Origin of the sequence: Mangrovimonas sp. ST2L15 (genome assembly GCF_001280515.1) — a bacterium.
Classification (GTDB): Bacteria; Bacteroidota; Bacteroidia; order Flavobacteriales; family Flavobacteriaceae; genus Mangrovimonas; species Mangrovimonas futianensis.
Window position 1 is genome coordinate 1929098 of record NZ_LBIQ01000030.1, and the last position, 26353, is coordinate 1955450.

Below are 26353 nucleotides of genomic sequence, written 5' to 3' on the forward strand. Positions count from 1 at the left end.
AACTTATTTCGGAATCTTTAAAAAAAGCACCTTTTTAAGGTGCTTTTTTAGTATGCTTCTAATTGTTCCAAAACATCCTTTTTATAACTCCGACTTATGGTTAAAGATTTGTTTTGAATAATGACGTAGTCATTGGTATATGAATCCATTTTATTTAAAGCCACAATAAAGGATCTGTGAATCCTGATAAATTGCTTTTGAGGTAATTTGCCTTCCATAGTACTAATGTTCTCACGTGTTACCACCACCTCATTTTCTAAATGGATTTTAAGATAATCACTAAAGCTTTCAATGAAATAAATGGCGTCAAAATCAATTTTAAGCATTCTACGATCAGATCGTACAAACATAAATTGATTGGTTTCAGGTTCTTTTTTAATTGAGGAAGGAATTGAAGAATATACCTCAAAATAGGTGTTGATGGCTTTTAGTATACGCTCAAAGGTTATGGGCTTTAAGAGGTAATCCACAGCTTTTAATTCAAAACCTTCTACCGCATAATCTCTAAAAGCAGTAGTAAAAATGATTTTAGTTTCTGGATTGATGGATTTGGCAAAGGAAATGCCACTTATCTCTGGCATCTGAATGTCAAGAAAAATCAAATCAATATGCTGGCTATTCAGGTAATTGAACGCCTCCATGGCATTTTTGCATTCGGCAACTACGGTTATATTGTCGATTTTAGATAAATGATTCCTAATGATCTCTCGGGCCATGGATTCATCATCTACAATTAGGCAGGATATGTTATGAGGTTTTGCCATCTTTATAAATTATGGATTTCCAAATGAACGGAGAAGGTGTTGTTTTCATTTTTGATATTCAAATCGAATTGATTGGGATATAATAAATTTAAACGTTTTTTAATGTTCTCCAAGCCAATACCAGATTTAGACTGGTTGTTATTTAATGAGCTATTTTCGATATAAAACTTAAGGGTTTTATCTTGGATTGTTATGTTTATTTTGATTCTTAAAATGCCATTAATGATGCTACCATGCTTAAAACTATTTTCAACAAAGGGGAGTAGGAGCATGGGGGGAATATTCAAATGTTCATTTTGGATTTGTTTCTCAAAGCTTACCGATAAACTGTCGTGAAATCGAATTTTCTCCAAATCTATATAATCTTGTATGTGCAATAACTCTTCGTTAATAGGAACACTAGGTTTCTGGACCTGGTATAAGATATAATCCAAGATATTTGAAAGTTTGATTATCATTTCTGGTGTCGCATCAGATTGTTTTAAAGCGAAGCCATAAATGGTATTTAGCGTATTAAATAAAAAATGAGGGTGAATTTGCATTTTGAGATAGTGCAACTCCTGCTCTTTAATCTGTAATTGGGTTTCTAGTATTTTTTGCTGAAGGTTGCTGTTAAGTTGCACCTGTCTGAAATTTAACTTCAGAAGTTTGAAAGCACTTACTACGACCACTACCAAATAAACTGCAACCATAACAAAAAGCAGACTTTTGCTAATTGGGGCCATGTTTTCATAGTTGAAATTGGACAAATAAGTGAGGCCAAACATAACAGAGAGTACAATAAGATAGCCTGAAATGATTAAGGTATAAATACTGTATAAACCAAATAAGCCATATTTTTTAGTTATCAAAAAGTCAGGGATAAGCTTGTAAATGCTCACATAGGTGGTGGCAATAGTGATGGGCATTAAGAATAGCGAAAATGAAAGCACATAGGTAAAATCATCCGTTCCCACTCCAAAAAAGTAGGTGTAAAACAAAAGAACACCACACCAAAATATGCCGTGTATAAAGAAACGACCTAAGAGTTTTAATAAGGGGTAATTCATTAATGCACTATTTCATTAACAATATTAAGGTAAATTTATTGGCAAAAGTTTTTTTGTAGACAAATAACCAGATTAGGAAGGGATTTGACATTTAGGTTAAAACCGGCTTTAAATTGGTCATCGGTCGCAATTCTATTTTTTGAAGGGATTTACCTTTTAAGTTTGCTAAACAAAATCAAACAAACATGAATATTAAAATCTGTGTAGCTATGTTACTTATTTTATCAGGTCCTTTTGTGGATCGTTTTATGGAGGGAGGTCCATTTTTTATGTCTTTAATTTTAATTTGTCTTTTATTGGCAGCTTTTTTTATCATAAAAGGAGGTTTAGTTCTCAAAACCGAACCCTTGAAGGTTAAAAAATATTTGAGGCTTGTGAGCGATGTGAGTTTACTTGGTCTAGTATTGGGATTCTTGGGTTCTATTATAGGGATGGTTCAAGCTTTTGACGCCATAGAAGGATTCAATCAAGAATTGAATTCTGCCATGATTGCTGGCGGACTCAAAGTGTCTTTTTTGACCGCTATTTTCGGAAGTTTTGTCTTTATAGTCTCAAGAATAGGCATCTTAATTTTAAGAAGTTTACAGAAGGCAGGTCATGTAGAATAAAAAAAGCGATCCCAAAGGATTGCTTTTTTTATATTTCTCTCAGTAAATCCCTAATCCGTAATCTACTGCTATAATCGTCTTCATTGATATCCCTTACAAAGCAGTGATGACTCAACTCATCCTTTTGAACTTTGATGTTTAATTCTTCAACGGTAAAAGGTCCAAATTCTTCGGAATTTTGAATGTAGTAAAACTGATGTTTTTTAATAAGTTCAGAAGCCCTTTGTACATATTTTTTGTGTAAAAAGCGTCTTAAATCTTCTTCAGTCTCCAAATCTTCATCATAGTTTGTTTGGTTCACAAACATAACATAGTCATCAGAGCCTCTCTGATTCATGACCATCATATCTTGCCCTTTATAATAAATTTTAACGAGCTGAATGCCATCTTCACTTTGAATGGAAAGAAAATTGGAATTAATAAAACTCCAGGTTGTTTTGATAGTAGTTCCGCTATCAACAATTTTCAATACGTTATTAGGCTTGAATATATAGGTTACTTTCTTGTCATTAATCCCATTTATCAATACCCATTCCTTGTCTTTAAATTGTCCCTCAAAATGTTGGGAATAATTAAAAGGCTCCAATGTAGGTAATATTTGAAAAATAGAACTGTTCATTTAAAGTAGAATCAAGAGATAACCTTTCTAATATAATAAGGAATTTTTAAAAAATTTAATCCATTAGCCTAAAAGTATCATTTAAACGATTTTAGGTTAAAATTTATTGTTGATAATAATAGAATATGAAGCCGTATGACTGTCTTTTTCTTTTAAAGTAATTATTCCTATCTTTTCTGATAGCTCTTGATTGGTGTTAATGTGGTCTGCCAACCCTAACCATGGCTCAATACAAACAAAAGGCGCGTTGGGTTTGGCCCAAATCCCCATGTAAGGCCATCCACTAAATTTAACACTCAAAATGTCACCATTAATTTTGCTCTTTAAAGTAATCACATCCGATTTTAAATCTGTAAAAACCAGAGCGTCTTTGTCGAAAAGGTCTTTTGTTAGCTCAATCAAATTGGGAGTTGTGAAGACGTGTTCGGTTTCCAAATTGTACAAACCATCATGGTTAAGCAATTGGCGTTTTGAAGATTCCTCATGGTTAAATTCCAAGACGTAATCTTGATAGGTTTCGCCTTCAAAAACGGGACACTTAAATGCTGGATGGGCCCCAATGGAAAAAAACATGTTGCTGTTCCCTTTATTGACGGTTTTATAGGTAATGGTTATTTCATTGTCTTTTAATTCATAAGTGATGAAAAAATCAAATTCGAAAGGGTATTTTTTTCTAGTATCCTCGTTACTGGTCAATGAAAATGTCAGTTTCGAATTTGATTCTTCCACCAGTGTAAATTGGTCATTTCTTCTAGCAAAACCATGACGCGGTAATTGATAGCTTTTACCATCATGGGTGAAGGAATCATTTTTTAAACCCCCAACAATGGGAAAAAGAATGGGTGAGATCCCGTTCCAAATATTGGAATCACCACTCCACATCAATTCAGTATTAGATTTTTGACCTTTTATACTACTAAGTTCAGCACCAACTGGATTCACCTGAATTTGAATAAAACTATTTTTTAAAACCTTCATTTTATCGAAATATGACTGATTTACAGTGTTTAAATGTTTTTCTTATGTAATTTGCAAAATGACCTTTTTCATTAGTAAAAAGGTATTACACTGTAAAATTAAGGTATAGTGAATAATTAAGATACGAATCAATCTAAAATGTCGTTTTAGTCATTAAATAATTGGAAGAAAAATAATCAATTGAATCAAAGCTAAAACTTAGGTTAAAAAAGTTATTGTTAGGAAGGTTTTGATATACAAGCGATTATTGTATCCCTTTTCAAGTTTTGGAAAGGGATTTTTCTTTTTAGAATTTAAACTTGTAGACTCTCCTATTTATTTTGAAATTTGTTACCATAAATTGGTTGCTTGAGAAGTCACGTTACATATCATTTGGAGGATCTGGAAAGCTTCAAAAAAAAGCTTTTAAACTGGAGTTTGAGGTTTAATGAAATTTCATGGTTGGATTCAAACAATTATATTGAGAAATATTCAAGCTATGATGCTCTCCTAGCAGTCGATGCCATGTCTTTTTTAAACACAGACAGTGTGAATGCTTTTGAAAAATTAAAGGCTTATCATGAAAACATTCAGGATTGGATGTTTGGTTATTTGACTTATGATTTAAAAAATGATGTTGAGGATTTAAAATCAGAAAATTTAGACCAACTTGAGTTTCCTGATTTATATTTTTTTCAACCAAAGAAAATTATTTTAATCAAAGGAAAGCAAGTCGAATTTCTTTACAATGAAGTGTGTGCAGGTGAGGTTGAAAGTGATTTTAGGGCTATCAGTCGAACTTCTGAAACTTTGTCAAACCATAGGATTGATGAGCCAGTAAAAATCAAGTTGAGAATCCATAAGGATGAATACTTTGATAAGCTTTCTCATATTTTAGACCACATTCATAGAGGCGATATTTATGAAATGAATTTCTGTCAGGAGTTTTATGCAGAACAGACTCTAATAAATCCTTTGGAAACGTATTTAAAGTTGGATGCCATTTCAAAGCCGCCATTTGCTAGCTTTTTAAAAATTTCAGATAAATACCTGATGTCAGCATCACCAGAGCGTTACCTGAAAAGATCTGGGAGTAAATTAACTTCGCAACCTATTAAAGGTACAGCCAAAAGGTCAAAGGATTCAGAAGAAGATCAAGCTTTCAAAAAAGGATTGAAGGAAGATGAAAAGGAGCGTAGTGAAAACATTATGATTGTGGATTTAGTTCGTAATGACTTATCCAAAACAGCTATAAAAGGGAGTGTGAAAGTAGAGGAATTGTGTGAGGTTTATACATTTCCACAGGTTCATCAAATGATTTCTACCATCACTTCTGAAGTCCCAGAAAGCGTCAACTCTATAGATTTGATTCAATCAACATTCCCAATGGGGAGTATGACAGGGGCCCCTAAAGTTTCGGCTATGAAAATTATTGAAACATATGAAGAAACGAAAAGAGGTCTTTACTCGGGTGCTGTAGGTTATTTCAAACCGAATGGAGATTTTGATTTTAATGTGGTCATTCGCAGTATTCTGTTTAATGCAAGTCGCCAGTATGTATCCTATTCTGTGGGAGGTGCCATCACAGCTAAAAGTGATCCACACAAAGAGTATGAGGAATGTTTGGTAAAAGCCAAGGCCATGAGGGAGGTTCTTGAAGGTTAAATGTAACCGATATTACATAATTCTTACTTTTCATGCTGTATATTTGAAAAATGTTAGCGCGTTTGTTCCCAAAGTTTCAAGAACATATCAATGATAATTTTCCTTTCCTAAAGGATGCTAAACTACTAATTGCTATTTCAGGTGGATTAGATAGTGTGGTTTTAACTCACCTAAGCTATAAATCAGGATTAAACATCGGTTTGGCGCATTGTAATTTTAATTTACGTGGAGCCGAAAGTGACGCAGATGAAACTTTTGTACTGGAATTGGCTGAAACTTTGGATGTGGAGGTGTTTCTGGAAAGTTTTAATACGTCTGAATATGCCTCAGAACAAAAATTATCAACCCAGTTGGCTGCTAGAGAGCTTCGGTATCATTGGTTTGAGGAATTAGCTACTACTTTCAATTTTGATTATATCCTGACTGCTCATCATGCTGATGACAATCTAGAAACTTTTTTGATCAATCTTTCCCGTGGAACGGGACTTGATGGATTAACTGGAATTCCAAGTGTAAAAGGGAAGGTGATTAGACCGCTTTTGAATTTTTCTAGAGCAGATTTAGAGACTTATGCCCAAGAAGAAAATATAGCATGGAGAGAAGACAGTAGCAATGCTTCAGATAAATATGTGCGCAATCAATTAAGACATCATGTAGTTCCTTTACTTAAGGGAATTAATCCAGAGTTCCTTCAAAATTTCAATAAGACCCAAGAACATTTAAAGGAAAGCCAGTTGATTATTGAGGACCAGATTGATGATATTTTGGAACATGTGGCAGATGAAATTTCACCATATCAGATTAAATTCAACATAGAGAAGTTAAAATCCTTATCAAGTCCTAAGTCCTATTTATATCAAATTTTTAAGGAGTATGGTTTTTCAAATTGGAATGATATGGTGGCGCTTTTGGATGCCCAAACAGGAAAACAAATTTTTTCAAAAGATTATGTTTTGCTCAAGAATAGGGAGCGCTTAATACTGTCAGAAATTTCCAAAAGTGAAGGAAAAACCATTGCTATAGAAGCATCCCAACTAGATACTGAAATCATAACAGATCTAGGTGTAATTTCTATGGGCTTAGTAGGTGAAATAAGTGATGCATCCAAGGATACCATCTATGTTGATAAAGATTTGTTAAATTTTCCTTTGACCGTAAGACCATGGAAAAAAGGCGACTATTTTTACCCTTTTGGTATGCAAGGAAAAAAGAAAATAAGCAAGCTTTTAAAAGATGAAAAGCTATCTTTGCGAACTAAGGAAAAAATCTATTTACTCTGTTCAGGACCCGATGTGGTTTGGGTCATCAATTTAAGAGCAGACGATAGGTTTAAAGTAACTAAAACAACAAAACAAATACTTAAAATAAAGCTTTGCTAATGAAGTCATTCATAACTGCTTGTTTATTTTTTATAACAGCCCTACAAGTTAATTCACAAGTGTTGGACCCCGTCAAATGGAGTGGTGAAGTCCATAAAATTTCAGAAACAGAATACGAATTGGTTTACCAAGCGGATATAGATGATCATTGGCATCTCTATTCTCAAAATTTACCAGAGGGAGGAGCATTACCAACAGAGTTTGTATATGACTCCATCCAGATGGCAAACAATTTTAAATTGGTTGGAAAAGCCTCAGAAAGTAAGTCCATTACCAAATATGATAAAGTATTTGAAATGGATATGACTTTTTTTGATTCCCAAGCCACATTTACACAAAAAATAGAATTGACTAATAAGGATTTGGAAACCATCAATTCTGAAATTTCCTATCAAGCTTGTGATGATGCTAGGTGTATTTACAAGTTTTATAATATGACCTTTGATTTAACCAAAGCTAAAAAAGTCTCTGAATCTGAGGAGACTTTTGAAGAGCCACAAGAAGAAGGTTTGGTTGTCAAGCAAGCAGAAACAGACAGTTCAGAAGAAAGCGATGGCCTACTATCCATATTCTTTACTTCATTTTTTCTCGGATTCTTGGTATTGTTAACACCTTGTGTGTTCCCAATGATCCCAATGACTGTTAGCTTTTTTACAAAGCAAAGTAAAACAAGAGGTCAAGGAATTAGAAACGCCTTGTTGTATGGATTTTTTATTATTGTCATATACACCCTTTTAGGAACTGCGGTTTCGGCATTATTCGGTAGTAACGCCATGTATGAGTTCTCTACAGGAGTGCTGTTCAATTCCATAATGTTTATCGTTTTGGTTTTGTTCGCTTTTTCATTCTTGGGAGCGTTTGAAATTATGTTACCAAACTCCTGGGTAAACAAGGTAGACCAAGGAGCAAGCAGAGGTGGTATTATGGGAATTTTCTTTATGGCCTTGGCATTAGCGGTTGTATCATTTTCATGTACATTTCCTATTGCCGGTACAGCATTATTGGATGCTGCCACAAAAGGTGGAATTGCACCAGTGATAAGTATGTTAGGATTTTCATCTGCTGTAGCTTTACCATTTGCCCTTTTTGCCTTTTTCCCAAGTTGGTTAAATTCGTTGCCAAAATCTGGAGGTTGGCTTAATACCGTTAAAGTAGTTTTAGGCTTTTTAGAACTGGCTTTTGCCTTTAAGTTCCTTTCTATGATAGATTTGGTTTTGGAGTGGCATTTCTTGGAAAGAGAGGTTTTCTTGGCCATTTGGATTGCCATTTTTGGATGCTTGGGATTTTATTTATTAGGGAAAATCAAATTACCACATGACTCACCAATGGAACATATTTCAGTAGGTAGATTAAGTTTGGCAATCGTAGCATTGGCATTTACCCTTTATATGGTTCCTGGACTGTGGGGTGCACCTTTGAAATTAATTAGTGGGTTCCCGCCACCATTAACTACCAATAGTGAATCGCCATATGGTGTAGGTTACACTAAGAAGCAGACGACTCAACTGGATTCAAAATCAGCTATGAAAGAATTGCCAGAAGGTGCTCATCTAGGACCTCAAGATTTAATTGCATTTCATGATTATGAAACGGGATTGGCCTATGCCAAATCGGTTAATAAACCTGTAATGCTTGATTTTACAGGAATTACCTGTGTAAACTGTAGAAAAATGGAAGAACAGGTTTGGGTAGAAGATCGTGTTTTCGGTGTTTTAAATAACGAAGTGGTTCTTATTTCGCTTTATGTAGATGATAGAACCAAACTGCCAAAAGATGAGCAATACGAATCAGAATTTTCGGGAAATACCATCAGAACTTTTGGACAAAAATGGTTGGAATATCAACAAACCAAATATAACACCAATGCCCAACCATTATATGTGTTACAGGATACCGAAGGTAATGACATCAGTTTGCCAGTGGGATACACACCAGATCCTTTAGAGTATTATAATTGGTTGGTGGATGGTGTCAAAGCCTTTAAAGGAGATAAATAGAACGAAAAGTCATAAACAAAAAGCGATCCTTAGACAGGGTCGCTTTTTTTATGGAAAAATGTTAGCTTTACTAAAAATCACGGGATGACTGTACGAGGGAATATTGTAGATATCTTAAATCGAAAAATCTTTAAAGGTGAAATTACCGTTGAGCAAGGAAAAATAAAAGCTGTAGAAGAAAAGGATCATGATGTTGAGACCTTTATTCTTCCTGGGTTTGTGGATGCCCATATCCATATTGAAAGCTCTATGTTAGTTCCGAGTGAATTTGCTAGAGTAGCGGTAAACCATGGTACGGTTTCAACGGTTTCAGATCCTCATGAAATTGCCAATGTTTTAGGAATGGAAGGTGTTCGTTTTATGATTGAAAACGGAAAACAGACACCTTTCAAATTCAATTTTGGTGCTCCGTCTTGTGTCCCTGCTACTACTTTTGAATCTTCGGGAGCCACCATTGATTCCGAAGGCATAAAGGAATTGCTTTCAAATCCTGATATCAAATATTTGGCCGAAATGATGAACTACCCGGGGGTGATTTTTGATGATGAGGAAGTACTTAAAAAAATTCATTGGGCCAAGGTTTATAATAAACCAGTAGATGGTCATGCACCGGGGTTAAGAGGCGACCAAGTTTCAAAATATATTTCAGAAGGAATTTCAACAGATCATGAGTGTTTTACTCAAGAGGAGGCTTTGGAAAAACTTCAAAAAGGCATGAAGATATTGATTAGAGAAGGAAGTGCAGCCAAGAATTTTGAGGCTTTGATAGGATTGGCTGGAGACCATTTTGAGAACATGATGTTCTGTAGTGATGACAAGCACCCAGACGACTTGTTGCTGGGGCATATCAATCAACTTTGTGCTAGAGCCGTAAAGAAAGGAGTAGATCTGTTTAAAGTGCTTCAAATGGCTTGCGTGAATCCTGTAAACCATTATAACTTGGATGTTGGATTATTGGAGTTAGGTGATTCAGCAGATTTTATAGTCGTAGAAGATCTCAAGGAATTTAAAGTTTTGCAAACTTTTATCAACGGACAGTTGGTGAGTGAAAATGGCCAATCTTTTATTAGCCCAGTTAATTTTGATAAACCAAACCAGTTTAAAGCAAGTAAAAAGTTGGTGTCCGATTTTATTGTTCCTCATAATGCTAATAGAATTAGAGTCATTGAGGCTTTGGATGGCGAATTGGTAACGCGAGAGCTTATCAAGGAACCCTTAGTTAAGTATGATAACGTTATTTCCGATATTTCAAATGATGTCTTGAAAATGGCCGTTGTTAATCGCTATCAAAATGACAATCCAGCCTTGGGATTTATTAAAAACTTCGGATTAAAAAAAGGAGCGATAGCTAGTTCCGTAGGTCATGATTCTCATAATATCATAGCGGTAGGAGCCGATGATACTTCTTTATGTCGAGCTGTCAATACGGTCATTGAAAACAAAGGTGGTATTTGTGTTGTTTTGGAAGAGGATAGTTGGGTAATGCCTTTGCCAGTGGCCGGAATCATGAGCGATCAAGATGCAAAAGCAGTTGGGGAAACCTACCAACAATTAGATAAAAAAGCTAAGGAATTGGGTAGCCAACTTTCAGCCCCTTTTATGACCTTATCCTTTATGGGGTTATTAGTCATACCATCTTTAAAACTCAGTGATAAAGGACTTTTTGATGGTAATGCCTTTCAGTTTACTTCGGTGTATTCAGATTGATTATTTTTTGAAGTTATCTGGGAAACCAACAATATCAATATCCCACAGAACAGGAAGTAAAAAATAAACAAAAAGGGTCAGAATGATTATGGAAAGAAGATTCATAATCAATCCTTTGTTTACCATATCTGGAATTCTTAAATACCCCGAACCAAATACCACCGCGTTTGGAGGTGTTGCCACAGGTAGCATAAAAGCACATGAGGCTGCCACGGCCGCAGCTACCATGAGAACAAAAGGATGTATATCTACCGTGAGAGCCATGGGAGCCAAAACTGGTAGTAACATGGCAGTGGTAGCTAAATTGGATGTGATTTCCGTTAAGAAATTGACGGCGGCTATAAGTAATAGTATTAAAATTATTGTAGTGACACCCACTAGAGAAGTCATTTGGTTTCCAATCCATAATGCTAATCCACTACTTTCAAAACCTTTGGCTAGCGCCATTCCACCACCAAATAGAATGATGATGCCCCAGGGTAGTTTTTTGGTGTCTTCCCATGTCATTAACCGATAGCCCGGTTTACTTGTGGGCAGGATGAATAGGATAATTGCAAAGAAAATAGCAATGATGGTGTCATCTAGATTGGGGAGCCAATTTTGCAATAAAAAAGAGCGGGTAATCCAACAAAAAGCGGTAGTGCCAAATACAAATGTTACCCATTTTTCCTCACGTGATACGGTTCCTAATTCACTCAAAAGCCGTTTAATTTCTTGTTTTCCTCCAGGAAATTCTTTTTGTTCAAAGCGGAAAGCCACTTTGGTGAGATATTTCCAGCAAATAAATATAAGTAGAACAGATATAGGGAAGCCAAACAAAAACCATTGTAAAAAGGTGATTTCGTAGTCATAGGTACTTTTTACAATACCCGCCAAAACAAGGTTGGGTGGCGTGCCAATTAAAGTTGCTAAACCACCGATGGATGCACTATAAGCTATAGCTAGCATCAGAGCTTTGCCAAAAAGATCATTTTCATTTTTTAATGTTTGGGGATTATCTTTTAACTGATGGATGATGGCCATTCCAATGGGCAACATCATTACAGAAGTGGCCGTATTTGAAATCCACATGGATAAAAAAGCGGTGGCCACCATAAAACCCAAAATAATCTTTCGGATGTTGGACCCAATGATGTTTATAATATTTAAGGCAATTCGTTTGTGCAGATTCCATTTTTCAATAGCAATAGCAATGATAAAGCCTCCCATGTACAGGAATACATATTTATGACCATAAGAAGCCGTGGTGGTTCCAATGTCTAAACTTCCATTAAGCGGAAATAAAATGATGGGAAGCAATGCTGTGGCTGCTATAGGTATGGCTTCGGTTATCCACCAAACGGCAATCCATAACGTTGTAGCAAAAACGCCATTGGCTTCGTCATTTAATCCGGTTGGGTGAAAATAAAATTTAGTGACAGTAAACAATATAGGGCCTAAGATAAAACCTAATCGTTTGGTGAAATTCATTTGGTGTAAAATTGATTTGAGGTAATATTAGTGAAATTAATTGAATTTATAATCAGCATATTTTTCTTACATTTAAACAAACCAACTTGATAGGATGCTTAAAAAAGTTTTTGGAAGTGCAGTTTTTGGTGTCGAAGCTACCACGATAACCGTTGAGGTAAACGTTGATAGTGGTATTGGTTATCACTTGGTTGGTTTACCAGATAATGCGATTAAGGAAAGCAATTTTAGAATTGCGGCGGCACTACAAAACAACGGGTATAAAATTCCAGGAAAGAAAATCATTGTCAATATGTCACCGGCCGACTTAAGAAAGGAAGGAAGTGCCTATGATGTTACTTTGGCCATTGGAATTCTAGCGGCATCCAATCAAATTAAAACTGAAAATCTCGAGGAATATTTAATTATGGGAGAATTGTCCTTAGATGGTTCCTTGCAACCCATAAAAGGAGCTTTGCCTATAGCTGTAAAGGCTAGGGAAGAAGGGTTTAAAAATTTTATTCTCCCTATGCAAAATGCCAAGGAAGCTGCTATAGTCAATAATTTAAATGTTTATGGTGTTGAAAATATTAAGCAGGTCATAAATCACTTTGATAAAGGGGAGCCTCTTGAGCAAACTATTATTAACACTCGTGAAGAATTTTACAAAAACTTAGATTTTCCGGAACATGATTTTGCCGATGTCAAAGGACAAGAAAGTATCAAGCGTTGTATGGAGATAGCTGCTGCTGGAGGCCATAATATTATTTTAATTGGTCCACCTGGGGCGGGTAAAACCATGTTGGCTAAACGTTTGCCAAGTATTTTACCACCTATGACCTTGCATGAAGCTTTGGAAACCACAAAAATTCATTCAGTTGTTGGACGGGTCAAAGAACATACCGGATTAATGGCCCAAAGACCCTTTAGAAGTCCGCATCACACTATCTCAGACGTAGCTTTGGTAGGAGGAGGGACCTATCCTCAACCGGGTGAGATTTCCTTGGCACATAATGGTGTTCTGTTTTTGGATGAATTACCAGAGTTTAAACGTACCGTTTTGGAAGTTATGAGGCAGCCGTTGGAGGATAGAGAGGTTACTATTTCAAGAGCTAAATTTACAGTGACTTATCCATCTTCATTTATGTTGGTAGCGAGTATGAATCCCAGTCCGGGAGGTTATTTTAATGATCCTGATGCTCCGGTAACGTCATCTCCTGCTGAAATGCAAAGGTATTTAAGTAAGATATCTGGTCCGCTATTAGACCGAATCGATATCCATATAGAAGTGACTCCAGTGCCTTTTGATAAATTATCTGATGACAGAAAGGGAGAATCTTCGGTAGAAATCAGAAAAAGGGTTACTGAGGCTAGGGAAATTCAGACGAAGCGCTTTGAGGCTTTTGATCATATTCATTATAATGCCCAGATGGGGACCAAACAAATCAGAAAATATTGTATATTAGATGACTCCTCTAAGAAACTACTCAAAACAGCCATGGAGCGGCTCAATCTGTCGGCACGAGCCTATGACAGGATTTTAAAGGTCGCCCGAACAATTGCAGATCTGGAAGGTGCAGATGATATTCAAGGATTACATATTTCAGAAGCCATTCAATACCGAAGCTTGGATAGGGATGGTTGGTTGGGATAAACCAAACAAGTAAACTATTAATTAATTTTATAAAATCAATTTATTATGTACAACGGAAAGATTTCTCCTGCACAAGCGACTGCACTAGATACAGCTTTTAACTCTAGACACTCTGTAATTTCAACACAAATAACAGGCACACCAGATAACCGGTCGGTATGGTTTGATTTAGTTGATTTGCAAGGATTCATAGATGATGCTCAAAAGGAACATGGTAATATGAATGGGGTGAGAGTTTATTTTGGAGCTGAATCAGATCGTGGCTTGTCAACCGTTTTTATGGTACCAACAGAAAGTTCAAATGGAAGTAATAATGATATTCCTGGAGCAGATGGATTAAACAGTGGAGATCCAGGGCACCCACCTTCTGCAAATTATCCTCAATAATTTAAAATCTGATTTTTATTTGGTGTTATGCTAGATTTTTTCTTAAAATACTATTTCATTATTTTTAATGAAGGTGTCATAGTTTTGGCGGGTTTGTTCGGTATCTTATCGTATTCTAAGTTTAAGGGAACTAATGTAAGATTTTTCATTTTTTTTCTTATTTACATTGTCTTTATTGAGCTATTAGGTTATTACCCCAGTTATTCAAAAAATATTGAATGGCTGAGCTGGATTCCTAAAAACACGAAAGGAACCATATTTGAGAAGAATATACTCTGGTATACCGTTTTTTGGAATATTGGTAGTGCCTTATTTGTGACTTTTTATTTTTCGAAAATTTTGGAAAATAAGAAGTTTAAGGCTATTATCAAATATGGAGGATTACTCTTTTTGCTGGTTAGTTCTCTAAGTTTAATTATAAATTATCAAGGTTATTATAATAATCAAAGGGATATGTTTATTGTAATGGGAGGGATGATTCAAATTATGCTATGTGTTCTACTTTATTTTTATGAAATATTGATGAGTGATAAAATTATTGCATTTTATAAATCTTTTCATTTTTATGTGGCGGCAGCCTTTTTTATTTGGTTTCTTGTTATGACTCCAATTGCTTATTATCAAAAGTATTATAATGCAGAAGATGAGGCTTTTGTTGGTTTTAGACGGAATGTCGCATTGTTTAGCAATATGTTATTGTATCTCACATTTGTAATTGCATTTATAAAATGTAAACCTCAAAATTTATCTGGGGAAATAAAGAATGAGGTATTATAGAGGAGTTTTACACATCTTATTTGGCATAATAAATAAGGCAGTTATTTTGATACCTGTCTTAATAGGTATTTTATGTTTTATATAGTGCAAAGATGCTGATGCAAAGTACTCTGTGCATTTTTTCATAAGAGTTGTTTATTGATTATCCTTCCTTCGTAAACCAATAAGATTGGTTGAATGGCGATTAAAATTTTTTGAAAGAAACTTTTATATTTACTAATTTCTGAATATTAGTATCTCCTTTGTTTTATTCCTTCTATTTTAAGTAAATCCAGGAAAATATAAAGTATATGAAAATCATTTGGGTTACAACGTTTGTTTTTTGTTTCTTTCTTAATTATCCATTATAGCTTTAATATGTTCTTGCTGATCACTCAATTTCCTCATGTGATTTTGGAATTAAGGTCTTCTGGTCAGGTCATTTTTGTAGGGTTCTTTACTTTGTGGATCTTTAAATTTTTATATTAGTTCCGTCATTTTAATTTGGTGGTTAATTAGTACGCTGATAAATTTCTTTAATGAGTACTTTCATACTGATGATATAGATTGTATTACCTTACAATTGCCGATCTATTTTATAATAAACGCGATGGTGTTCCTGTCGTTTACATTTGCCTTGATTTTTTGTAATCCTCAAAACTGAAATTATTAATAGCTATCAATTTTTATTTTTTATACAGTTTGGAAGATTTCTTCAAAGAAAATTATGCATTTCTAACAAGATCAGTTGAGATTATAGCTGCTTTAATTGCTTTTTTTAGTTTTAAAAAGTTTAAAGATAGTGATGTTAGGTATTTTATCTATTTCTTAATAGCCGTGGCCACTTTAGAATTGGTAGGTAGTTATCCCTCTTATGTAGTTAAATATGATTTTTTGAGTCAGCTTAGGGAAAAATGACATGGAACTTTAATTGAAACTAATTATTGGCTCTTTAATATTTTTTGGAAGATGGGAGCGCTTTATTTTATTCGTTTTATTTCAGGAAAATTTTGAAAACTGAAAGGTTTAAGAGCGTCATTTGGAATTTAACTTTAATTTTAATTTCTTTTTTCGTCCTTTACTATGCTTTCAATATTAATTACCTGTTCACGAGTCATTTATACACACCAATGGCTCTTTTGGCTTCTTTGATAATTATCTTATGTGCGATAATGTTTTTAAGTGAAATGTTGAAATCTGAGAGTATCCTATATTTTCATAAATCAATTAATTTCTATATTAGTACAGTTGTTTTAGTTTGGTGGTTAATAATTTCACCCCTTAATTTTTATAATGCGTATTTCACAACCTCCGATTGGAACTTTATTATTTTAAAATGGCAAATCTATTTAGCAGCAAATTTTTTTATGTATTCTACTTTTGGTTTTGCACTAATTTACTGCAAACCGAACAAAGACCAGTGACTACACCTGCCCAACGTTATTTAATTGTTTATATGATTGGGGTAGTGGTTTTATTGACCAGTCTTTTTATTTTATTCTTCGTGGTGTTCCAAAGGCGTAAAAATCAATTGTTGATTGATAAAATTAAACAACAGCAAGCTTTTGATAAGGAAATGCAACAAGCCCAAACCGAAATTCAAGAACAAACTCTTAAAAATATTGGTTGGGAACTGCATGATAATGTTGGACAGCTTTTAGCTTACGCCAACATGCAAATGAATATGCTCAACGCCAAGGTTGACGAAAAAATCAAACCAACCGTTAAGGCAACTTCAGAGATCATAAAGCAGAGTTTGGAAGAGGTAAGGGCGTTATCAAAGTCCTTGAACAATGAAGCTTTGTTGAATATGGGATTAGAGAAGTCTATTAGAAATGAAGTAAAAAGATTGAGGAAAATGAAGTTTGATTTGGTTGAATTTGATGTGACTGGAGAGGTTAAACCGCTTGAAGACAAAAAGCATGAGGTCATTTTATTCAGGATATTACAGGAGTTTTTCTCCAATTCAGTCAAGTACTCTGAAGCCAAGGAACTTCATGTTCATCTTGATTATTCACATGATAATTTGGTTATTCAGGCACGTGATAATGGTAAAGGGTTTGATATGTCTACTATCGAGATGGGTTCTGGACTTTTGAATATGAAAAGTAGGGCAGAATTGATTCAAGCCAAATTTGATTTAAAATCTCAACCTGGTGAAGGCAGTCAATTAAATTTGATTTATTCGGTTAATTGTCCTGGCAAGCCAGCCAAAGTGGATCATTAGGAAGGGGAGCTTCAATAACGATCCAATCTTTTTTAACAGGGTGCTCAAATTCCAGTTTTCGGGCATGAAGGTGAATGCTCGCATCCGGATTGCTTCTGTCAAAACCATATTTCAAATCTCCCTTGATAGGGCAACCAATGCTTGCCAATTGTGACCGAATTTGATGGTGGCGTCCCGTTTGCAAATCAACTTCTAAAAGCGTGTAGTGATCAAGAGTCTTTAAAGTTCTATAATTCAAAATGGCTTTCTTGCCGTCTTGAATTTCTTTTGTAAAAGCTGTTGATTTATTATTCTTCGGATTCTTTTTTAACCAATGAACTAATCTGTCAGAACTTTTTTGTGGTGCTTGTTTCACCAAGGCCCAATAAGTTTTCTTGGCCTCCTTTTCGGCAAACAGTTTGTTTAATCTGGGTAGGGCCTTACTGGTTTTTGAAAAAAGCACTATGCCTGTAGTTGGACGATCTAAGCGATGTACGACACCCAGATAGACATTTCCAGGTTTGTTGTATGTTTCCTTGATGTAGCTTTTTACTACCTCACTTAAGGGCTTGTCACCAGTTTTATCCCCTTGCACGATATCACCTGCCCGTTTGTTGACAACAATGATATGGTTGTCTTCAAAAAGTATTTGAAGGTTGTCTTTATTGGAAAGGATTTTAGACATCTAGAAATTATTAAACTTAGAAGACATTTTAGCCTTAATACATCTCATTTTCATTTGGAAAATCCAGAGCTTTAACATCATCTACATATTGTGTGATGGCAGAGGTCATTTCATCATATAAGTGAAGGTATCTTCTTAAAAATCTTGGATTGAATTCATGGGTCATTCCTAACATATCATGTACCACCAATACTTGTCCGTCAACACCATTGCCAGCTCCAATACCTATAACGGGAATAGTTAACTCTTCAGCTACTTGTTTGGCTAATTTGGCTGGGATTTTTTCAAGAACAATCGCAAAGCATCCCATTTTTTCAAGTGCTTTAGCGTTTGTAATTAATTGGTGAGCTTCTTCCTCTTCTTTAGCCCTTACGGTATAGGTTCCAAATTTATAAATGGATTGAGGTGTTAAACCCAAATGGCCCATGACAGGAATTCCAGCGTTTAAAATACGTTTTATGGATTCCTTTATTTCTTTACCACCTTCAAGTTTTACTGCATGTCCGCCACTTTCTTTCATAATTCTAATAGCCGATCTCAAAGCTTCCTTAGGATCACTTTGATAGGACCCAAAAGGGAGGTCAACAACGACCAAGGCTCTGTCAACACCACGTATGACTGATGAGGCATGATAGATCATCTGGTCAAGGGTAATAGGTAAGGTGGTCTCGTGACCGGCCATGACATTACTAGCAGAGTCACCCACTAAGATTACGTCTGTTCCAGCAGAATCCACTATTTTGGCCATGGTATAATCATAGGCCGTTAGCATGGAGATTTTTTCTCCACGTTCTTTCATCTCTTGAATAGATTTAACGGTAACTCGCTTGTATTCTTTTTTTGCGACAGACATAGATATGTATTTTAAGGGTTGTAAAATTAATAAAATCACATGGGTTCTGTGTTAAACTTTTCTATATTTCATAAGAATGAAAGTCACATTCTACTATTTTAGTTTTCTCAATACTTTTTTATATGATTCGATTTTTACGTTACATAGCATTTTTAGTTGTTTCAGTTGCCGTTGGGCAAACTAGTAATCCTGAGATAGAGGTAAAAAAAACAATTGACACATTTTTTGAAGGGTTCCATAAAGGGGACACCATTTTGATGAAGTCTGTTTTGAGCGATAAAATAGTTCTACAAACGGCTGTCAAAGATCGCCAAGGTAAGGACAAACTTTTAACAGAAGAGCTTAAGGAATTAACCTTAGCCATTGGTAATCGTCCTGCTGACCAAAAATGGGATGAACGATTGCTGGATTATAAAATTCAAGTAGATGGCAACATGGCTCATGCCTGGACACCTTACGAATTTTGGTTCAACGGACAGTTTAGTCATTGTGGAGTTAATTCGTTTCAACTGTTCCAGGAGGACGGTGTTTGGAAAATTATTTATTTAATAGATACAAGAAGGAAGCAAGGTTGTAGGAATTAAAAAATTTGGAAACATTTTGGTTGAATGACGATATCCTTTTTTATTTTATCCATGACCTTGTATTGATTGACGGCATTAATTAATTGTTAATAACTACTGCATTAAGGAAAGATGCTTTAATTTTACCGCTTATTTTTCCTGAAACCAATGCTCAATAAATCCCTAAAAGCAGGTCACCAGTTGATTGCTACTATTTTGGCCTTCGCTATAGTGCCTATTTCTGGTCTAGCTACTGATATTTATATTCCTTCCATGCCCAGTATGGCGGAGTCTCTAAATCTACCTGAATCCAGCATTCAATTAACTATTAGTATTTTTTTAGTTAGTTATGGTGTGACGCAGTTTTTTGCTGGGGCCTTAATTGATGCTTTTGGAAGATATCGGCTCTCTACTTGGTCTTTATTGTTGTTTGCCATCACATTTTATATTACCGCTAAAACAGAAAATATCTATGTGATATATGCTATGAGAGTCTGTCATGGAATTTTATCAGGAGCCGTAGTGGTAGCTAAAAGAGCATTTTTTGTTGATGTTTATGAGGGCAAAGAACGCAGGCATTATTTAAGTATCATGACAATTGTATGGTCTTTGGGACCTATTATCGCCCCATTTTTAGGTGGATATTTACAAGAACATTTTGGTTGGCAAGCAAACTTTATAGCCTTGGCCATTTTTTGTGTAGTGCTTTTTGTCCTAGAAGTGTTTTTTTCTGGGGAAACACTTAAAGAGTTTAGACCATTTAAACCAAACTTTTTGGTATCCGAATTTAAAACCATGTTAAAGACTCCTGATTTTTCTACAGCTATCCTGATGTGTGGTTTAAGTTATGGGATTGTGATTTTTTACAGTCTTACAGGTCCTTTTATTATTGAGCACTCATTAGGCTATTCCCCGATAGTTACGGGTTATGCCTCACTGGTAATGGGACTGGCTTGGATGTGTGGTGGTTTTGCGGGTAGATTTTTAATTGAGAAACCATTTATGCCCAAGTTAAGTTTTGCCAATAGTATGCAGTTGTTTGTGATTGTTGGGATGTTGGTGAGTTCTTATTGGCTGTCTAATTTAGCTACCTTAGTGGCATTTGCTTTTTTGGTGCATTTGGCAGCGGGTTTTCTGTTTAATAATTATTTTACTTATTCCTTAAGTCGTTTTCCAAATGCTGCAGGTATTGCCAGTGGTTTGGTAGGTGGAGTGACTTTTATTATTACATCGGCTATAAGTTATGCACTTGTGGCTATCCTTCAACCTTCAATTCAGCTAGGGATAGCCTCAGGCTACTTGGTAATTGGATTGATTTGTTTCTCAATTTTGTTCGTGGCTCGAAAGAGAAAATTTTTTGGATAAGAAAACAAGGAATCTTATTATAGTATGTTTAGCAATCCGTCAAATGGACACCTACTGCCAATCCACCTTCACTTGTTTCTTTGTATTTATTATTCATGTCTTTGGCAGTCTCCCACATGGTGTTTACCACCTTGTCTAAAGGCACTTTGGCTTTAGTAGGGTCACTTTCCAAGGCGAGTTCAGCAGCATTAATAGCTTTAATGGCACCCATAGAATTTCGTTCTATACAAGGTACTTGTACCAAGCCGCCAATAGGGTCACAAGTTAGTCCTAGATGATGTTCCATGGCAATTTCTGCAGCCATTAATACCTGTTCAGGGGTTCCACCTAACAATTCGCACAACGCACCTGCTGCCATGGCAGAGGAAACACCTATTTCTGCCTGACATCCACCCATAGCGGCTGATATGGTAGCACCTTTTTTAAAGATGCTACCAATTTCTCCGGCAACCAACAAGAATTTTTTAATTTGTTCAAAGTCCGCATCATGATTTTCAATCACTAGGTAGTACATCAAAACTGCTGGGATTACTCCGGCACTTCCGTTGGTTGGGGCCGTAACGACACGTCCTAATGAGGCATTAACCTCATTAACAGCTAGAGCGAAACAACTAACCCACTTAAGGATTTGTCTAAACTTAACCTCGGTTTTTCTGATAACCTGCAACCATTCTTGCGGTGAATTATATGGCAAATCACCTTTCAGCTTTTCATGCATGTCAAAGGCTCTACGCCTTACTTGGAGACCTCCTGGAAGTTCCCCTTCGGTATGGCAACCAATATACATGCATTCTAGCATCGTATTCCAAATGCGTTCTAGTTCAGAGTTGATACACTCCTCCTCTTTGATAGACTTTTCGTTTTCAAGAACCACTTGCGATATAGGGAGGTTTAATTCCTTACAAAACCTTAGGAGATCGGTTCCTTTTTCAACGGGGTATGGATAAGTACAATAAAAAATGATTTTATTGGCTTTGGCCGTTTTTCGTTCTTCCTGCACTACAAAACCACCACCTATGGAGTAGTAGGTAGATTTGTAATTACGTCCGTTTATTTTTGCACTAAAAGTAAGGCCGTTAGCATGGAAGGGCAGAAACTTTTTATTGAATACAATATCCGTATTGCAGTTGAAGGCAATATCAATTTCGTTATTAAATTTTAGGGAATTGGTTTTTTTTATTTGATCAACAATTCCTTGAATAAGCTCTGTGGGAATCCGTTCTGGGTCCGCACCACTTAGGCCTAACATGACGGCATAATCAGTAGCGTGTCCCTTGCCCGTGAGAGAGAGGGAGCCATATAGATCTACGGATATTTTTTCAACTTTTGAAAATCTGTTTTTTTCCTTGAGCTCCTTGATCCATCTTTCTGCAGCTCTCCAAGGGCCTAAAGTGTGGGAGCTTGAAGGTCCCACACCTATTTTAAGCATATCAAATACCGAAATGCATTCCATTTACGAAAACGTTATCATTGGGCTGCAAAGATACATTTTGGTTGGTAAGATAAAAGGGTTTTTAAGGGTATTTGAACGTTATTTTTTGATGATTTTATCTATTTTGGCAACATTTAAGACTTCATCCAAATTATTTACATCCAAAGCATCCACATTATCAGCTGGAACCACGACGACTCTAAAAATTTGATTTTGAGTCCATGCCGAACCTAAGGTGCTAAAGTCGGTTGTGCCATCGAGAAAAAACCTTACATCTACATCTGTAAAATCATAGTTGTAAGTTAAGGTCGTTCCATCTTCAAATTCAGTAGTTTGAGGGGTTAGCCTCCAAACTTCAAAGCCTTGAGTCACTTCCCAAAGGATATAAACTAACGTTACGTCAGAAGGATATACATCAAAACCGTAGGGTTCGATATATTCATATCCATTATTAGCAGAAAAGTCAATAGCTATTTCAAAAGCACTGGCAACAAAAATTCCACCTTCTGGTCCAGGAGGTCCTTGTGGTCCGACAGGACCGGGATCCCCTTCACAAGACATGAGGAAGGCGGCTACACATAATAAAAGTAGTGATGTTAATTTTTTCATGATAAAGGTATTTTAAGTTTGTTTAAAGTTACAAATTGTTTTGATAGTCTTGACCAGGAGCTATTTTTTTAAGATATGACATCATGTCATATTTTTTGTCATGGCATAATCATTGACTTATCCAACACGAATTAAAAAAGATTATTCAACACAATTTATAAACGTATAAAAAGGAATTATGAGTAAAATTATTGGAATCGACTTAGGAACCACCAACTCATGCGTTTCAGTAATGGAAGGTAATGAACCAGTGGTAATCCCTAACGCAGAAGGTAAGCGTACCACACCATCTGTAATCGCTTTTGTTGAAGGAGGTGAGATTAAAGTTGGTGATCCAGCAAAACGTCAGGCAGTAACCAATCCACATAAAACGGTTTACTCCATTAAGCGTTTTATGGGTAACAAATATTCTGAATCACAAAGAGAGGCAGAACGCGTACCATATAAAGTAGTAAAAGGTGACAACGATACACCTAGAGTAGATATTGATGGTCGTTTGTATACACCTCAAGAGTTGTCAGCTATGATTCTTCAAAAAATGAAGAAAACTGCTGAAGACTATTTAGGACAAGATGTAAGTGAAGCAGTTATTACTGTTCCAGCTTACTTTAATGACTCACAACGTCAAGCTACAAAAGAAGCGGGTGAGATTGCAGGGTTAAAAGTTAGAAGAATTATCAATGAACCTACTGCAGCTGCTTTAGCATATGGTTTAGATAAAAAAGGATCTGATCAAAAAATTGTAGTATTTGACTTTGGTGGTGGTACTCATGACGTGTCTATCCTAGAATTAGGAGACGGTGTATTTGAAGTATTAGCAACTGATGGTGATACCCACTTGGGAGGTGATGACGTTGATGAGAAAATTATCAACTGGCTAGCAGAGGAGTTTAAATCTGAAGAAGATATGGACTTACGTAAAGACGCTATGGCTTTACAACGTCTTAAAGAAGCTGCTGAAAAGGCTAAGATTGAATTGTCTTCTTCATCTCAAACTGAAATTAACTTGCCTTATATCACAGCGACAGCTAGTGGACCTAAGCACTTGGTAAGAACTTTAACTCGAGCTAAGTTTGAGCAATTGATTGATGATTTGGTGAAGAGAACCATTACACCATGTGAGAAAGCAATGAAAGCTGCTGGATTAAGCAAAAATGATATTGATGAAATCATCTTGGTAGGTGGTTCTACACGTATCCCTGCTGTTCAAGAAGCAGTTGAAAACTTCTTCGGAAAAAAACCAAGTAAAGGGGTTAACCCAGATGAGGTAGTTGCTGTGGGAGCAGGAATTCAAGGAGGTGTCTTAACTGGAGATGTTAAGGATGTACTATTATTAGATGTTACTCCATTATCATTAGGTATTGAAACTATGGGTAATGTGATGACCAGATTGATAGAGTCAAACACAACCATTCCTACTAAGAAATCACAAGTTTTCTCAACGGCTGCAGATAATCAGCCATCAGTAGAAATTCATGTGTTGCAAGGTGAAAGACCTATGGCGGCAGACAATAAGACTATTGGACGTTTCCATTTGGATGGTATTCCACCAGCACCTAGAGGAATGCCTCAAATTGAAGTAACCTTTGATATTGATGCCAACGGTATTATTCATGTCTCTGCTACAGATAAAGCATCTGGTAAGTCTCAAGATATTCGTATTGAAGCGTCTTCAGGATTAACCGAAGATGAAATCCAAAGAATGAAGCAAGAAGCAGAAGCAAATGCGGATGCAGATGCTAAGGCTAAGGAAACTGCTGAGAAATTGAACAGTGCCGATGCTATGATTTTCCAAACAGAAAAGCAATTGAAGGAATTTGGTGATAAATTATCTGCTGATAAAAAACAACCAATTGAAGATGCTTTAGCTGAATTGAAAACTGCATATGAATCTAAAGACTTGGCTCAAATAGATCCAGCTTTAGAGAAAATCAATGAAGCTTGGAAAGTAGCCAGTGAAGAAATGTACAAAGCGCAACAAGATGCTCAAGCCAATGGAACTGCAGATGCCCAACCGGAAGGAAACCAAGGAGGGGAGAGCAACCAAGGTAGTGATGTAGAAGACGTAGACTTTGAAGAAGTGAAATAATCACTGAGAATTGATAAAAATTATAAAAGCCAAAATACTTTAATAGGTATTTTGGCTTTTTTGTTTTGATTTTTAAAAAAAAATGTTAAATTCGTAATCCTTTGTTAATAAATGTTAGGAGTTTGTAATTGGTAGGATTTGGAAATTTTACTTTTTTAAACTCTTACAATCCCTAAGATAAGACAGATATTCTGAATTTTTTTAGTTATCTCGATAAAGATTAATAGCTATAAAACTGGTTTCCTAAGACCTAATATATTAATCCCAAATTACCTGTTTTCATTATGACTTGTGTTCGGACATTTTGCTATTAGTCCCAAACCATCCATTTTAATTATGACTTTTGTTAGGACAATTACTTATTAGTCCCAAACTATTCATTTTCATTATGACTTTTGTTATAAACAATGTGCTATTAATCAACAAAAGTAATCATGAAAAATTCTACCCGGCCTTCGTGGCTATTAATTAAAAAGACTCTCATTCAAAGAGTTTTTTATTGTTTCTTATTTTTTGGAGCTTTTTTACTGTCTAGTAATCAGCTGTATGCTCAAGAATATCAATGCGATGGTGTAACTGAGGATACGGGAGTATTTGGACCTACAAGTGATTTGGCTCAGTTGTATTATTCCAATAATTCGCAAACTTGTGTGTTTATTGATTGCGATGAAGGTGCCGATACCGCTGGAGGAGAAATAGATGCCAGCTTATTGTCTGAACCAAATTTTGATCCAGATGGACCTGGCCATAACTGTTATGAAAATCTAGAAGCAGCCAACTCAGACCCAATCAACGTTCAATGGATTAAATTTGCGCAAGAAGCGGGTTATAATGGACTTATTTTTGATTTGACCAATGGCGCTGCTCTTGGTTGGGTAATTTATTATACTACAAATCCTACAGAAAATAACATTGGTTCTATGAGCTTTCTAGCTTGTTCCGATGACAACAATTCGGATATTGGCTGTGCTGAGGAAATGGTTAATTATCCGGGAGGTTTTCAATGTTTTGTTAATCCGGTAGGAACGGAAAATGATGTATACTATTTTATAGGGGTTTATTATACGCAAACAAATGGTACTATCCCATTTAAAACAAAAGAGTGTTTGCAGATTGATTTTTGCGTTAATCCTCAATTAAGTATTACGGACCCCACACCTGTATGTTCGCCATCTACAGTTGATATTACGGGAGCTGCTAGTGGTTGTGGTTCAGGATCAAGTTTGAGTTATTGGGAGGATTCAAATGCCACCGTACCATTAAATAACCCTTCTGCAATTGCAGTTTCGGGAACTTATTATATTAAATGTACAGACGATTATGATTCAGAATGTTTCGATATTGAACAAGTAACAGTTGTTATAAATCAATCGCCAACTGTTTCGATCGATGACCAGATGGTATGTCCAGGGACAACAAGTGTAGATTTAACCGCCTTAGAGCCAGGAGGACAAACCGGTGGAAGTTGGACCTATGGTGGCGGTACAGCAGTATCTGATGCCACGGATGCCGACCCAGCCAACGCACCGTTCACTTATACTTATACCGATGGTAACGGTT

22 protein-coding genes are annotated in these 26353 nt (G+C 35.8%); 13 read left to right on the plus strand and 9 right to left on the minus strand.

Annotation, left to right across the window (positions count from 1 at the left end):
- Nucleotides 1–47 precede the first annotated feature (47 nt).
- Entirely contained in the window at nt 48–764 is a 717-nt protein-coding gene (locus ZA07_RS12550; protein ID WP_053972011.1) for a LytTR family DNA-binding domain-containing protein, read from the minus strand.
- Between the two features lie 2 nt (nt 765–766).
- Nucleotides 767–1813, minus strand: coding sequence for a sensor histidine kinase (locus ZA07_RS12555; protein WP_053972012.1), 1047 nt, complete (start codon nt 1811–1813; stop codon nt 767–769).
- Nucleotides 1814–1998: 185 nt separating this feature from the next.
- Here ZA07_RS12555 and ZA07_RS12560 point away from each other — a divergent pair, with 185 nt between their 5' ends.
- A complete protein-coding gene (locus ZA07_RS12560; protein WP_053972013.1) occupies nt 1999–2421 on the plus strand; it encodes a MotA/TolQ/ExbB proton channel family protein in 423 nt (140 codons plus the stop codon).
- A 28-nt stretch (nt 2422–2449) separates the two neighbouring features.
- Here the strand turns inward: ZA07_RS12560 and ZA07_RS12565 are convergent, their stop codons facing one another.
- Both ZA07_RS12565 and ZA07_RS12570 read right to left on the minus strand, forming a co-directional pair.
- Nucleotides 2450–3040: a hypothetical protein gene (locus ZA07_RS12565; RefSeq protein ID WP_053972014.1), complete on the minus strand. Its 591-nt coding sequence runs from the start codon at nt 3038–3040 to the stop codon at nt 2450–2452.
- Between the two features lie 96 nt (nt 3041–3136).
- Complete coding sequence (locus ZA07_RS12570; RefSeq protein WP_053972015.1) at nt 3137–4018, minus strand: aldose 1-epimerase family protein; 882 nt, start codon at nt 4016–4018, stop codon at nt 3137–3139.
- A gap of 348 nt (nt 4019–4366) precedes the next feature.
- On the opposite strand from ZA07_RS12570, the gene pabB reads away from it, so the two are divergent.
- From pabB to ade, 4 genes are all read left to right on the plus strand, one after another.
- On the plus strand, nt 4367–5662 hold the full coding sequence (pabB, locus tag ZA07_RS12575; RefSeq protein ID WP_053972016.1) for an aminodeoxychorismate synthase component I: 1296 nt from the start codon (nt 4367–4369) through the stop codon (nt 5660–5662).
- A 50-nt stretch (nt 5663–5712) separates the two neighbouring features.
- Entirely contained in the window at nt 5713–7041 is a 1329-nt protein-coding gene (gene tilS / locus ZA07_RS12580) for a tRNA lysidine(34) synthetase TilS (RefSeq protein ID WP_053972017.1), read from the plus strand.
- Nucleotides 7041–9038 carry a thioredoxin family protein gene (locus tag ZA07_RS12585; protein ID WP_053972018.1) on the plus strand — a complete coding sequence of 666 codons (1998 nt, stop codon included), beginning with the start codon at nt 7041–7043 and terminating at the stop codon, nt 9036–9038. The genes tilS and ZA07_RS12585 overlap by 1 nt, the downstream gene beginning before the upstream one ends.
- 84 nt (nt 9039–9122) lie before the next feature.
- Nucleotides 9123–10745, plus strand: coding sequence for an adenine deaminase (gene ade, locus ZA07_RS12590; RefSeq protein ID WP_053972019.1), 1623 nt, complete (start codon nt 9123–9125; stop codon nt 10743–10745).
- On the opposite strand, the gene ZA07_RS12595 is transcribed toward ade, so the two are convergent.
- Nucleotides 10746–12215 carry a DASS family sodium-coupled anion symporter gene (locus ZA07_RS12595; RefSeq protein WP_053972020.1) on the minus strand — a complete coding sequence of 490 codons (1470 nt, stop codon included), beginning with the start codon at nt 12213–12215 and terminating at the stop codon, nt 10746–10748.
- A 94-nt stretch (nt 12216–12309) separates the two neighbouring features.
- On the opposite strand from ZA07_RS12595, the gene ZA07_RS12600 reads away from it, so the two are divergent.
- The 4 genes from ZA07_RS12600 (at nt 12310) to ZA07_RS12625 (ending at nt 17218) form a co-directional block, all read left to right on the plus strand.
- Nucleotides 12310–13848: a YifB family Mg chelatase-like AAA ATPase gene (locus tag ZA07_RS12600; protein ID WP_053972021.1), complete on the plus strand. Its 1539-nt coding sequence runs from the start codon at nt 12310–12312 to the stop codon at nt 13846–13848.
- Nucleotides 13849–13893: 45 nt separating this feature from the next.
- Nucleotides 13894–14235, plus strand: a complete 342-nt coding sequence (locus tag ZA07_RS12605; protein ID WP_053972022.1) for a hypothetical protein — start codon at nt 13894–13896, stop codon at nt 14233–14235.
- A gap of 339 nt (nt 14236–14574) precedes the next feature.
- The gene (locus ZA07_RS16030) at nt 14575–15012 is read left to right on the plus strand and encodes a hypothetical protein (protein ID WP_157492131.1); all 438 of its coding nucleotides are present in this window, start codon (nt 14575–14577) and stop codon (nt 15010–15012) included.
- Nucleotides 15013–16411: 1399 nt separating this feature from the next.
- Nucleotides 16412–17218 carry a sensor histidine kinase gene (locus ZA07_RS12625; RefSeq protein WP_231628678.1) on the plus strand — a complete coding sequence of 269 codons (807 nt, stop codon included), beginning with the start codon at nt 16412–16414 and terminating at the stop codon, nt 17216–17218.
- On the opposite strand, the gene ZA07_RS12630 is transcribed toward ZA07_RS12625, so the two are convergent.
- Together ZA07_RS12630 and panB are read right to left on the minus strand one after the other, a co-directional pair.
- A complete protein-coding gene (locus ZA07_RS12630; RefSeq protein WP_053972026.1) occupies nt 17181–17882 on the minus strand; it encodes an RluA family pseudouridine synthase in 702 nt (233 codons plus the stop codon). The genes ZA07_RS12625 and ZA07_RS12630 overlap by 38 nt on opposite strands.
- A 34-nt stretch (nt 17883–17916) precedes the next feature.
- On the minus strand, nt 17917–18735 hold the full coding sequence (panB, locus tag ZA07_RS12635; RefSeq protein WP_053972027.1) for a 3-methyl-2-oxobutanoate hydroxymethyltransferase: 819 nt from the start codon (nt 18733–18735) through the stop codon (nt 17917–17919).
- 122 nt (nt 18736–18857) lie between these two features.
- On the opposite strand from panB, the gene ZA07_RS12640 reads away from it, so the two are divergent.
- Together ZA07_RS12640 and ZA07_RS12645 are read left to right on the plus strand one after the other, a co-directional pair.
- Nucleotides 18858–19319 carry a nuclear transport factor 2 family protein gene (locus ZA07_RS12640; protein WP_053972028.1) on the plus strand — a complete coding sequence of 154 codons (462 nt, stop codon included), beginning with the start codon at nt 18858–18860 and terminating at the stop codon, nt 19317–19319.
- A gap of 147 nt (nt 19320–19466) precedes the next feature.
- Nucleotides 19467–20663, plus strand: a complete 1197-nt coding sequence (locus ZA07_RS12645; RefSeq protein ID WP_053972029.1) for an MFS transporter — start codon at nt 19467–19469, stop codon at nt 20661–20663.
- A gap of 28 nt (nt 20664–20691) precedes the next feature.
- Here the strand turns inward: ZA07_RS12645 and ZA07_RS12650 are convergent, their stop codons facing one another.
- Together ZA07_RS12650 and ZA07_RS12655 are read right to left on the minus strand one after the other, a co-directional pair.
- Nucleotides 20692–22116 carry an L-serine ammonia-lyase gene (locus ZA07_RS12650; RefSeq protein WP_053972030.1) on the minus strand — a complete coding sequence of 475 codons (1425 nt, stop codon included), beginning with the start codon at nt 22114–22116 and terminating at the stop codon, nt 20692–20694.
- 78 nt (nt 22117–22194) lie between these two features.
- On the minus strand, nt 22195–22704 hold the full coding sequence (locus ZA07_RS12655; protein WP_053972031.1) for a hypothetical protein: 510 nt from the start codon (nt 22702–22704) through the stop codon (nt 22195–22197).
- Nucleotides 22705–22882: 178 nt separating this feature from the next.
- Between ZA07_RS12655 and dnaK the strand changes: the two genes are divergently transcribed.
- Both dnaK and ZA07_RS12665 read left to right on the plus strand, forming a co-directional pair.
- Entirely contained in the window at nt 22883–24793 is a 1911-nt protein-coding gene (dnaK, locus tag ZA07_RS12660; protein WP_053972032.1) for a molecular chaperone DnaK, read from the plus strand.
- Nucleotides 24794–25227: 434 nt separating this feature from the next.
- Nucleotides 25228–26353: hypothetical protein (locus tag ZA07_RS12665; protein WP_053972033.1), on the plus strand; the 1126-nt coding region annotated here is incomplete at its 3' end.